This is a genomic window from Streptomyces sudanensis, from assembly GCF_023614315.1.
Lineage (GTDB): Bacteria > Actinomycetota > Actinomycetes > Streptomycetales > Streptomycetaceae > Streptomyces > Streptomyces sudanensis.
Genome location: NZ_CP095474.1, coordinates 2,347,793 through 2,358,567, shown reverse-complemented (window position 1 = coordinate 2,358,567; position 10,775 = coordinate 2,347,793). Strand labels below are relative to the sequence as shown.

At 72.7% G+C, this 10,775-nt stretch carries 11 protein-coding genes and 1 pseudogene; 8 read left to right on the top strand and 4 right to left on the bottom strand.

Annotated features, from left to right (window positions below):
• Window positions 1-152: 152 nt before the first annotated feature.
• A complete protein-coding gene (locus MW084_RS10855) occupies window positions 153-1,034 on the bottom strand; it encodes an RNA polymerase sigma factor SigF (protein WP_010472602.1) in 882 nt (293 codons plus the stop codon).
• 249 nt (window positions 1,035-1,283) lie between these two features.
• Here MW084_RS10855 and MW084_RS10850 point away from each other — a divergent pair, with 249 nt between their 5' ends.
• The 3 genes and pseudogenes from MW084_RS10850 to MW084_RS10840 all read left to right on the top strand — a co-directional run.
• Window positions 1,284-1,652 (top strand): STAS domain-containing protein, encoded by a 369-nt coding sequence (locus MW084_RS10850; RefSeq protein WP_010472603.1) that lies wholly within the window; start codon window positions 1,284-1,286, stop codon window positions 1,650-1,652.
• 177 nt (window positions 1,653-1,829) lie between these two features.
• Window positions 1,830-2,226: pseudogene (locus MW084_RS10845) on the top strand (ATP-binding protein); the annotation flags it as partial.
• A gap of 1 nt (window position 2,227) precedes the next feature.
• On the top strand, window positions 2,228-2,354 hold a 127-nt coding region (locus MW084_RS10840), incomplete at its 5' end, for an ATP-binding protein (protein ID WP_476718377.1).
• 157 nt (window positions 2,355-2,511) lie between these two features.
• On the opposite strand, the gene MW084_RS10835 is transcribed toward MW084_RS10840, so the two are convergent.
• Complete coding sequence (locus MW084_RS10835) at window positions 2,512-4,017, bottom strand: peptide MFS transporter (protein ID WP_010472607.1); 1,506 nt, start codon at window positions 4,015-4,017, stop codon at window positions 2,512-2,514.
• Between the two features lie 418 nt (window positions 4,018-4,435).
• On the opposite strand from MW084_RS10835, the gene MW084_RS10830 reads away from it, so the two are divergent.
• Both MW084_RS10830 and MW084_RS10825 read left to right on the top strand, forming a co-directional pair.
• Window positions 4,436-5,113, top strand: coding sequence for a response regulator transcription factor (locus MW084_RS10830; protein ID WP_010472609.1), 678 nt, complete (start codon window positions 4,436-4,438; stop codon window positions 5,111-5,113).
• A gap of 12 nt (window positions 5,114-5,125) precedes the next feature.
• The gene (locus MW084_RS10825) at window positions 5,126-6,397 is read left to right on the top strand and encodes an ATP-binding protein (RefSeq protein WP_010472611.1); all 1,272 of its coding nucleotides are present in this window, start codon (window positions 5,126-5,128) and stop codon (window positions 6,395-6,397) included.
• An 18-nt stretch (window positions 6,398-6,415) separates the two neighbouring features.
• On the opposite strand, the gene MW084_RS10820 is transcribed toward MW084_RS10825, so the two are convergent.
• On the bottom strand, window positions 6,416-6,967 hold the full coding sequence (locus MW084_RS10820) for a GtrA family protein (protein WP_010472612.1): 552 nt from the start codon (window positions 6,965-6,967) through the stop codon (window positions 6,416-6,418).
• A gap of 162 nt (window positions 6,968-7,129) precedes the next feature.
• Between MW084_RS10820 and MW084_RS10815 the strand changes: the two genes are divergently transcribed.
• From MW084_RS10815 to MW084_RS10805, 3 genes are read left to right on the top strand one after another with little or no spacing between them, the layout of a single operon-like run.
• Entirely contained in the window at window positions 7,130-8,269 is a 1,140-nt protein-coding gene (locus tag MW084_RS10815; protein ID WP_029553642.1) for a 5-(carboxyamino)imidazole ribonucleotide synthase, read from the top strand.
• A 28-nt stretch (window positions 8,270-8,297) separates the two neighbouring features.
• Window positions 8,298-8,795 (top strand): 5-(carboxyamino)imidazole ribonucleotide mutase, encoded by a 498-nt coding sequence (gene purE / locus MW084_RS10810; protein ID WP_372499308.1) that lies wholly within the window; start codon window positions 8,298-8,300, stop codon window positions 8,793-8,795.
• Entirely contained in the window at window positions 8,792-10,003 is a 1,212-nt protein-coding gene (locus MW084_RS10805) for a dipeptidase (protein ID WP_010472618.1), read from the top strand. The genes purE and MW084_RS10805 overlap by 4 nt, the downstream gene beginning before the upstream one ends.
• 106 nt (window positions 10,004-10,109) lie before the next feature.
• Here MW084_RS10805 and MW084_RS10800 read toward each other — a convergent pair.
• Window positions 10,110-10,775, bottom strand: a 666-nt coding sequence (locus tag MW084_RS10800; protein ID WP_275563566.1) for a UDP binding domain-containing protein, incomplete at its 5' end; no start/stop codon positions are given.

Here is a 10,775-nt window from a genome sequence, read left to right as displayed (position 1 = left end):
TCCGGACGCCGTCCCGGCCCGGCTCCCCCCGGCACGCGGGAGCGCCTCGCGCGGACCCGGGGGCGGACCGGCCTCCCGCACGTGCCCGGCCCCCCGCACGCGGACACGCCCGAGGGCCCCTCGAACCCAAGGGGCCCCCGGGCGGGGGCGGGTCACTCCTCCAGGGTCAGGCCCTTGCGGAGCTTCGCCAGCGTGCGCGAGAGCAGCCGGGACACGTGCATCTGCGAGATGTCCAGCCGCTCGCCGATCTGCGCCTGGGTGAGCCCGCCGACGAACCGCAGCGAGAGGATCTCGCGGTCCCTCGGCGACAGCGACGCGATCAGCGGCTTCAGGGACTCGATGTACTCCACGCCCTCGAGCCCGTGGTCCTCGTAGCCGATCCGGTCCACCAGGGCGCCCTCGGAGTCGTCCTCCTCGGCCTGGGCGTCCAGGGAGCTGGCGGTGTAGGCGTTGCTCGCCGCCATGCCCTCGACGACCTCGTCCTCGTCGATGCCGAGCCTCTCGGCGAGTTCCCCGACGGTGGGGGAGCGGTCCAGCTCCTGGGCCAGTTCGTCGCCGGCCCTCGCCAGGTCGAGCCGCAGCTCCTGGAGGCGGCGCGGAACGCGCACCGACCAGGAGGTGTCGCGGAAGAACCGCTTGATCTCACCGATGATCGTCGGCATCGCGAAGGTCGGGAACTCGACCTCGCGGCTCAGCTCGAAGCGGTCGATCGCCTTGATCAGGCCGATGGTGCCGACCTGGACGATGTCCTCCATCGGTTCGCTGCGCGTCCGGAAGCGGGAGGCCGCGAACTTCACCAGCGCGAGGTTCAGCTCGATCAGGGTGCCGCGGACGTACGCGTGCTCGGGGGTGCCCTCCTCCAGGGTCTCGAGCCGGGCGAAGAGCGTCTTGGAGAGCGCTCGCGCGTCCAGGGGCCCGACCTCGTCGTACGGAGGGATCGAGGGGAGGTCCGGAAGGCCGGACGGGAGAATTCCGCGGGGGGATGTTGCCGACGCCGCGTTCTGGGTACGCGTCTCGTCGAGCCGGGCTGACATGGGTGTCCTCCATCGTTCTCGGCATGTGGCCGCCGATGCCGTGCGTGTGTGCGGTGTGCGGCGCCTCCGAAGCCGGCCGTGTCGTGGACTGCCCTACTAGCCCTACCCGCTCCGCCTGTGCCGGTGCAAGTGGCGGGGGTGAATGTCATTTATCCCTCATATACCCTTTGCGGCGGCCTCCGACTACCCGCGGAGGCGAATTCGTCGTAGGGTTCTCCCGACCCAACGGCATCGGCGAAGAGGGGCGGAATGGGCCGCGAGACGGTCGGCAGCGCGAATCAGGGCCGGCTTCGTGTAGGGGTCCGGACGGAAGGTTCCAGTGAGATCCTGACGCCGGTGGGTGAGCTCGATCACCACACTGCGGAGCTGCTGCGTGAGCCTTTGGAGACGGCGATCACCCAGGGCTGCGCACGCCTGGTGGTCGACTGCTCGGAGTTGGAGTTCTGCGACTCGACGGGGCTGAACGTGCTCCTCGGCGCGCGGTTGAAGGCCGAGGCCGCCGGAGGCTCGGTCCATCTGGTCGCGATGCGGCCCGCCGTGGCCCGGGTCTTCGAGATCACCGGCGCGTCCGTGGTCTTCGAGGTCCACGACTCCCTGGAAGCGGCCCTGGCCCAGTAGAGCGGCGTACCGGCGCCACGGATCGGCCTCGGCCGATCTGGTGGGTGTCGTCCGGGAAGGGACGGGCAGAAGAAGCCAGAAGTCCCCGTGGTGGGCTGCCGGGGGGATGCCACTCCTTAGCAAACGATGTCGACGTCGACACATGACGACCTGGTGAATCGGTGAGGTGACGCGCTGATGGGTGCCGCCCAGCAGCAACCGCCGAGCGGCCTCGGCTCCGAGCCGGACCGTCCCGGCGCCCCCTCCGTACAGCGCGCGGCCCCTGACGACGCGCCCGGAGGGCGGGGGGCGCGCCATGAGACGCGCCGTCTCTCGCTGGACGGCGCGAGCGGCATCGTTCCGCTCGCCCGCGACTTCACCCGTCAGGCGCTGTACGACTGGGGCTGGCTCCCCGCCGCCACGGCCGACCGCCGCGCCGCCGCCGAGGACGTCCTGCTGGTCGTCTCCGAGCTCGTCACCAACGCCTGCCTCCACGCCGAGGGCCCCGAGGAGCTGCGGGTCTCCCTCCAGTCGAAGGTGCTGCGCCTGGAGGTCGAGGACCGCAGCGCCGGGGAGCCCGCGCCGCGCACCCCCCNCCGCGCCGGCCGGCCCGGCGGGCACGGCATGTTCATCGTGCAGCGCCTCTGCCTGGACTGGGGTGTCGTGAAGACGCAGGGAGCCCCCGGGAAGACGGTCTGGGCGGAGCTGGCCGCGCCGGCGTAGCGCCCCACCGGGCGGCCTCCGGCGCGCAGCGCGCACGGGGCCGCGTCCCTGAGGAACGGGGCCGCGCGACCGAGGCGAGAGGAACGGCGGACGGGCCGGTACGAACTGCTTCGTACCGGCCCGTCCGCCGTCGTCGCGGCGCCGCGCCGCGAGCGGCCTACTTCACGTCGCCCATCAGCTTGCCGATCCGCTTCGAGGCGATCATGAACGTGACGCCCGCGGCGGCGGCGATGACCGCCCACATCGTGTAGTACGCGGCGTCGCCCAGCACGGCGTTGAGCTGGGTCACCCAGCCGTTCAGGGCGTTGCCCGTCGCGGTGGCCAGGAACCACAGGCCCATGATCTGGCCGACGAACACCTTCGGCGCCAGCTTCGTCGACAGGGACAGACCCACCGGGGACAGGCACATCTCGCCGATGGTCTGCACCAGGTAGACGCTCAGCAGCCAGAAGACCGTGACCTTGCCGGTGTCGCTGGAGGCCGCGGCGGCGCCCGCCAGGCCCATGATGGCGAAGGAGCCGCCGATGAGCAGCATCGCCAGCGCGAACTTCATCGGGGTGCCGGGCTCGCGGTTCCGCTGGGCGAGCCGCACCCACAGCGCGGCGAAGAGCGGGGCCAGCACGATGATGAGGGCCGGGTTGACCGACTGGTACCAGGACGCCGGGAACTCCCAGCCGCCGATGACGCGGTCGGTCTTGTTGTCGGCGAAGAACGTCAGCAGCGACCCGGACTGGTCGTAGATGACCCAGAACAGCACGGCCGTGGCGAAGAACCACACGAACGCCTTGATCTTCGGGCGGTCCTCGCTCCGCAGCGCCGGGTTCCGGAAGATCGCCAGGAAGTAGAGGATCGGCACGACGATGCCCGCGATCGCCAGGACGTTGACGATGTGCTCGATGTCGAACGTGCCCAGCAGGATGTCGGCGAGGAGGGCGGCGACGGCGACGGCCGTCCACAGGCCGGCCTTGCGCAGCACCGAGCACCTCTCCTCCGGCGTGGCCGGGGTGGCGGGCTCGCTGCCGACGTCACCGAGGTACTTGCCGCCCAGCACGTACTGGATGACGGCCAGCGTCATGCCGACACCGGCGACGGCGAAGCCCAGGTGCCAGTCGACGTTCTCGCCGAGGTAGCCGACGACCAGCGGGGCGATCATCCCGCCGATGTTGATCGCCATGTAGAAGAGGGTGAAGCCGGCGTCGCGGCGGGCTCCCGGCTGGCCCTCGTAGAGCCCGCCGACCATCGCGGAGATGTTCGGCTTGAGCAGGCCGGTGCCGACCGCGATCAGCCCGAGGCCCAGGAAGAAGGCCACGTCGCCGGGGACGGCCAGGGTGTAGTGGCCCAGGGCGATGATCACGCCGCCGACGAGGACGGCCTTGCGGGCGCCCCACAGGCGGTCGGCGATCCAGCCGCCGGGCATGGCCGCCATGTAGACGACCGCGTTGTAGACGCCGTAGATCGAGGCGGCGAGTGCCTCGCGGTCCTGCAGCGGTCCGTCGAGGACGCCGTGCACCAGGTACAGCACGAGAATGGCGCGCATTCCGTACCAGGAGAAGCGCTCCCACAATTCCGTCATGAAGAGCGTGGCCATACCGCGGGGGTGGCCGAAGAAGGTCTTTCCGGCGGCGGGCTCGTTCGCCGGATCCTTCGTCAGGCTGGGCGCCATGTCGATCCTTGTTCGCTTCGGGACGCGCACCGCCTCCGTGGGCGGCCCGCGCCCGCTCCGGTGCGGCCGGTACCGGCACGGCGGGCGCCGCGCCGGGGTCCACGCCTCGCCGCGCACGCCGGACGCCGCGCCGCGAAGCCGGGCCTGGGGCCATTACTTTTCGTCGGGCAGAAAAGAGACCTTTGGTGTATGGGGGAGAAATGCCACCAAAGGTCCCGATCGCCACTTCGGGCGTCTCGACACCCTACGCCACGGCATCGGGGTATATGGAAGGGTTTGAGAGGTGAATCACAGGGCTTATCAAGGCCCTGCGCGCACAATCCAAGGTCATTCCCGAAATTCCCCCCGTTACTCCTGAGCCGGCGGTCTTGACGCGATCTCCTCACGGCCCCCTCTCCGTGCGGACTACCATCACTGCATGACCCGTGTGCTGCTCGCCGAGGACGACGCCTCCATCTCGGACCCGCTGGCCCGCGCCCTGCGGCGCGAGGGGTACGAGGTCGAGGTGCGGCAGGACGGGCCCGGCGCGCTCGACACGGGGCTGCGGGGCGGCGTCGACCTCGTCGTCCTCGACCTGGGCCTGCCCGGCATGGACGGCCTGGAGGTCGCCCGCCGGCTGCGCTCCGAGGGGCACACGGTGCCGATCCTCGTCCTGACCGCGCGTGCCGACGAGGTCGACACCGTGGTCGGGCTCGACGCCGGGGCCGACGACTACGTCACCAAGCCCTTCCGGCTCGCCGAGCTGCTCGCCCGCGTCCGGGCCCTGCTGCGGCGCGGCGCCGCCGAGCCCGTCCCGCAGCCCGCGACGCACGGGGTGCGCATCGACGTCGAGTCGCACCGCGCCTGGATGGGCGACGAGGAGCTCCAGCTCACCGCGAAGGAGTTCGACCTGCTGCGCGTCCTCGTCCGCGACGCCGGCCGGGTCGTCACCCGCGACCAGTTGATGCGCGAGGTCTGGGACACCACCTGGTGGTCGTCGACGAAGACCCTCGACATGCACATCTCCTGGCTCCGCAAGAAGCTCGGCGACGACGCGGCCAACCCGCGCTACATCACCACCGTGCGCGGGGTCGGCTTCCGCTTCGAGAAGAGCTGAGGCGGACCCGCCGTGCGCCGCCGCCTGATCAGCTCCACGCTCGCCGTGGTGCTGGTCGTCATCTCCGTCTTCGGGGTCTCCCTCGTCATCGTCGAGACCCGGACGATCACCAGCAGCGCCCAGGAGAGCGTCGACTCGGAGGCACTGAGGCTCGCCAGCATCGTCGACAGCCGCCTGGTCGACGGCGAGCGCGTCGACCCGGGCATCCTCTCCGGCCACGGAGGCGCCGAGCGGTACGCCCGGATCGAGATGCCCGGCAGCGCCCCGGTCGAGGTCGGCAGCCGCCCGGAGGGCAGCGTCATCCGCGGCACGGCCACGGGGGAGCACGGCGAGAGGGTCGTCGTCGAGGAGCCCCGCTCGTCCGTCGCCCGGGAGGTCGGCCGCACGCTGCTGATCATCGGCGCGGTCGCGCTGCTCGCCGTCGTGGCCGCCGCCCTCCTCGCCGTACGGCAGGGCAACCGGCTCGCCTCCCCGCTCACCGACCTCGCCGAGACCGCCGAGCGGCTGGGCTCCGGGGACCCCCGGCCCCGCCACCGGCGCTACGGGGTGCCCGAACTGGACCGGGTCGCGGACGTGCTGGACGCCTCGGCCGAGCGGATCGCGCGGATGCTCACCGCCGAGCGGCGGCTCGCCGCGGACGCCTCCCACCAGCTGCGCACCCCGCTGACCGCGCTGTCGATGCGGCTGGAGGAGATCGCCGTCACCGACGACCTGGACACGGTCCGCGAGGAGGCGACGGTCGCGCTCGCGCAGGTCGAGCGGCTCACGGACGTCGTCCAGCGGCTGCTCACCAACTCCCGCGACCCCCGCACCGGCTCCGCGGTCGCCTTCGACCTCGACGAGGTCGTCAAGCAGCAGATCGAGGAGTGGCGGCCGGCCTACCGCAGCGCGGGCCGGGCGATCGTGCGGTCGGGGAAGACCGGGATGCGGGCCGTCGGCACCCCGGGCGCGGTCGCCCAGGTGCTGGCCGCCCTGATCGAGAACTCGCTGATGCACGGCGGCGGCACGGTGGCCCTGCGCACCCGCGTCACCGGCAACCAGGCCGTCGTCGAGGTCGCCGACGAGGGGCCGGGCGTGCCCGAGGACCTCGGCGCGCGGATCTTCGAGCGGGCCATCAGCGGCCACAACTCCACGGGCATCGGCCTGGCCGTGGCGCGCGACCTCGCGGAGGCGGACGGCGGCCGGCTGGAGCTCGTCCAGCTGAAGCCCGCCGTGTTCGCGCTCTTCCTCAGCCGCGAGGCCGTCCGCCGCGACGACGCCCCGGCGTCCCGCCCGATCCGGTAGGCGGCCCGCCGCCGGACGTCAGCGGCGGCTCGCCGGCGCGGCGGCCTCCTCCGGCCGCCGCTGCTCCAGGATCGCCGCCGGTCCGGCCGGCCCCCCTCCCGCCGCGTCGCCGCTGGCCTCCGCCTCCCCCCGGGCGTCCGGGAGCGCCCGGAACACCCACGTGCGGTAGGACCAGAAGCGGAAGAGCGTGCCGACGCCGATGCCGAAGAACTTGAAGAAGTTGTTCTGCAGCGGGCTGTCCCAGCCGAAGCCGTACGTCGCCGCGTACAGGATGCCGTTCTCGATCACCATCCCGGCCGCGCTGAACGCGAGGAACAGCGTCGCCTCGCGGGTGCGCCGCGTCTTGTCCCGGTCCCGGTAGGCGAAGTGGCGGAAGCCGACGTAGTTGCAGGCGATGGCGATGACCGTGGCGAGCAGGCTGGCCCGGACGACGGGCAGCTCGGTGGTCTGGCGCAGCAGGTTGAAGGCCGCCATGTTGACCAGCACGCCGATCCCGCCGACGAGACCGAACTTCGCTATCTCCCGGACGAGCCGCTCCAGGCGCACCCGCGGGGCGCTCCGTTCCGTCATGATGATCGCTTCAGTCCCGTCCACCGGCCGTGTACGTCCATCCCGCCATGCTAACCACCGCCCGGCCCGAACGCGCGGACGACCGGACCGGGACCGGCCGGAGGCGCCCGGCGCCCACCGGCCGCCTCACGTGCCGCGACGGGCGGCGGATACCCTGGGAGCGTGACATTCCCGGTAGTCGGCATGGTCGGCGGCGGACAGCTCGCCCGCATGACCCACGAGGCGGGCATCCCCCTCGGCATCAGATTCAGGCTTCTCAGTGACACCCCGCAGGACTCCGCTGCGCAGGTCGTGAACGACGTCGTCATCGGCGACTACCGCGACCTGGACACGCTGCGCGACTTCGCACGCGGCTGCGACGTGATCACCTTCGACCACGAGCACGTGCCGACCGAGCACCTGCGGGCCCTGGAGGCGGACGGCATCCCCGTCCGCCCGGGCCCCGACGCCCTCGTCCACGCCCAGGACAAGGGCGTGATGCGGGCGAAGCTCGACGCGATCGGCGCGCCCTGCCCCCGCCACCGCATCGTGGCGGACCCGGCCGACGCGGCGGCGTTCGCCGCCGAGGGCGGGGGTTTCCCGATCGTCCTGAAGACGGTGCGCGGCGGGTACGACGGCAAGGGCGTGTGGGTCGTCCGCTCCGAGGAGGACGCCCGCGACCCGTTCCTCGCCGGCGTGCCGGTCCTCGCCGAGGAGAAGGTCGACTTCGTACGGGAACTCGCGGCGAACGTCGTCCGCTCCCCGCACGGCCAGGCCGTCGCCTACCCGGTCGTCGAGTCCCGGCAGGTCGACGGCGTGTGCGACACGGTGATCGCCCCGGCGCCGGACCTGCCCGAGGAGCGCGCCCTGGAGGCCCAGCGCCTCGCCCTGCGCATCGCGGAGGAGCTCGGTGTCATCGGCCACCTCGCGGTGGAGCTGTTCGAGACCCGCGACGGCCGCGTCCTCGTCAACGAACTGGCGATGCGCCCGCACAACTCCGGCCACTGGACCCAGGACGGCGCGGTCACCTCCCAGTTCGCCAACCACCTCCGCGCCGTCCTCGACCTGCCCCTCGGCGACCCGCGCCCGCGCGCCCGCTGGACGGTCATGGCGAACGTCCTCGGCGGCGACTTCCCGGACATGTACCAGGGCTACCTGCACTGCATGGCCCGCGACCCGCAGCTCAAGATCCACATGTACGGCAAGGACGTGAAGCCCGGCCGCAAGGTGGGCCACGTCAACACCCACGGCGACGACCTGGACGACGTGCTGGAACGCGCCCGCCACGCCGCCGGCTACCTGCGAGGAACGATCCTTGAGTAACGCACCCCGGCCGCTGGTGGGCATCGTCATGGGCTCCGACTCCGACTGGCCCGTCATGGAGGGCGCCGCTCAGGCCCTCGACGAGTTCGAGATCCCCTACGAGGTCGACGTCGTCTCCGCGCACCGCATGCCGCACGAGATGATCGCGTACGGCGAGCAGGCCGCCGACCGCGGCCTGAAGGCGATCGTCGCCGGCGCCGGCGGCGCCGCGCACCTGCCCGGCATGCTCGCCTCCGTCACCCCGCTGCCGGTGATCGGCGTGCCGGTGCCGCTGAAGCACCTCGACGGCATGGACTCGCTGCTCTCCATCGTGCAGATGCCGGCCGGCGTCCCCGTCGCCACCGTCTCCGTCGCCGGCGCCCGCAACGCCGGGCTGCTCGCGGTGCGGATGCTCGCCGCGCACGACCCGGACCTGCTGGCCCGGATGAAGGAGTTCCAGCGGGAGCTGAACGACCAGGCCACGGAGAAGGGCAAGCGCCTGCGGGCGAAGGTCGAGGGCTCCGCCTCCTTCGGGTTCGCGCAGTGACCGGCGGCGGCCCGGCGTCCGGCGGCCGCGACCTGGAGGCGGCCCGCGGGCTGCTCGCCGAGTTCCCCGTCGCCGACGGGCACAACGACCTGCCGTGGGCGCTGCGCGAGCAGGCCGGGTACGACCTGGACCGCCTCGACGTGGCCGCCGACCAGACCGGCCGCCTCCACACCGACCTGCCGCGCCTGCGCGCGGGCGGGGTGGGCGCCCAGTTCTGGTCGGTGTACGTGCGCAGCGACATGGCCGGCGACGACGCGGTCAGCGCGACGCTGGAGCAGATCGACTGCGTCGACCGGCTGCTGGCCCGCCACCCCGCGGAGCTGGCCCCCGCACTGACGGCCGACGACATGGAGGCCGCCCGCGCCGCGGGCCGCATCGCGTCCCTGAAGGGCGCCGAGGGCGGCCACTCCATTAACGACTCCCTCGCCACGCTCCGCGCCCTGTACGCGCTGGGCGTGCGCTACCTGACCCTCACCCACAACGACAACGTCGCGTGGGCGGACTCGGCGACCGACGAGCCGGCGGCCGGCGGCCTGTCGGCGTTCGGCCGCGAGGTGGTCCGGGAGATGAACCGCCTGGGCATGCTGGTGGACCTCTCGCACGTCGCCGCGACGACGATGCGGGACGCGCTGGACACGAGCGAGGCGCCGGTGGTCTTCTCCCACTCGTCGTCCCGCGCCGTCTGCGACCACCCGCGCAACGTCCCCGCCGACGTGCTGGAGCGCCTCCCCGCCAACGGCGGCGTCGCCATGGCCACGTTCGTCCCGAAGTTCATCCTGCCCGCGGCGGTGGAGTGGACGGCCCGCGCGGACGAGAACCTCCGGGCCCACGGCCTCCACCACCTGGACACCAGCCCGGAGGCGATGCGCCTGCACGCCGCCTTCGAGGAGGCGAACCCGCGCCCCGTCGCCACGGTCGCCACGGTCGCCGACCACCTCGACCACATGCGGGAGGCCGCCGGCATCGACCACGTCGGCATCGGCGGCGACTTCGACGGCACGGCCTTCACCCCGGAGGGGCTTCAGGACGTGTCCGGCTACCCGAACCTGATCGCGGAGCTCCTCGCCCGCGGCTGGTCCCGGGCGGACCTGTCCAAGCTGACCTGGCGCAACGCGGTGCGCGTCCTGCGCGATGCGGAGGCCGTCGCCCGCGACGTCTCGGCCCGCCGGGGTCCGTCCACCGCCACCCTGGCCGACCTCGACGGCTGACCCCCGGTACGCCCGCCCGCCGCGCGAACCCCCGCACGGCGGGCGGGGTCCGTCCGCCGGGCCCCGGCCGGTACCCCTCCGAGGGGGAGGCCCCGAGGGCGGAGCCCTACGCGCGCGGGCGGCCCATCGCGCGGAACGTCCAGCCCGCCGCGCGCCACAGGTCGGCGTCCAGGGCGTTCCGGCCGTCCAGGATGATCCTCGCGTTCACGACCCGGCCCAGCTCCTCCGGATCGACCTCGCGGAACTCGCGCCACTCGGTCAGGTGCAACACCACGTCCGCGCCCCGCACGGCCTCCAGGGCGCTGTCGGCGTACGCGAGCGTCGGGAAGACGCGGCGGGCGTTGTCCATGCCCTTCGGGTCGTACACGGTGACCTGCCCGCCCTGGAGGTGGATCTGCCCCGCGACGTTCAGCGCGGGGGAGTCCCGCACGTCGTCCGAGTCCGGCTTGAACGCGGCGCCGAGCACGGCGACCCGCTTGCCGAGGAACGTGCCGTCGCCGAGCGCCTCACGGGCCATGCCGACCATCTGGCCGCGGCGCCGCATGTTGATGGAGTCGATCTCCCGCAGGAACGTCAGCGCCTGGTCGGCGCCGAGCTCGCCCGCGCGGGCCATGAAGGCCCGGATGTCCTTCGGCAGGCAGCCGCCGCCGAAGCCGATCCCGGCGCGCAGGAACCTGGCGCCGATCCGCTCGTCGTACCCGATGGCCTCCGCCAGCTTGACCACGTCGCCGCCGGCCGCCTCGCAGACCTCGGCCATCGCGTTGATGAAGGA

Bases quoted from the DNA above. Each gene is read 5' to 3' on its own strand.
- purE (WP_372499308.1), top strand. From the start codon at position 8,298: ATGGGCTCCGACTCCGACTGGCCCGTCATGGAGGGCGCCGCTCAGGCC.
- MW084_RS10835 (WP_010472607.1), bottom strand. From the start codon at position 4,017: ATGGCGCCCAGCCTGACGAAGGATCCGGCGAACGAGCCCGCCGCCGGA.
- MW084_RS10830 (WP_010472609.1), top strand. From the start codon at position 4,436: ATGACCCGTGTGCTGCTCGCCGAGGACGACGCCTCCATCTCGGACCCG.
- MW084_RS10850 (WP_010472603.1), top strand. From the start codon at position 1,284: ATGGGCCGCGAGACGGTCGGCAGCGCGAATCAGGGCCGGCTTCGTGTA.
- MW084_RS10820 (WP_010472612.1), bottom strand. From the start codon at position 6,967: ATGACGGAACGGAGCGCCCCGCGGGTGCGCCTGGAGCGGCTCGTCCGG.
- MW084_RS10855 (WP_010472602.1), bottom strand. From the start codon at position 1,034: ATGTCAGCCCGGCTCGACGAGACGCGTACCCAGAACGCGGCGTCGGCA.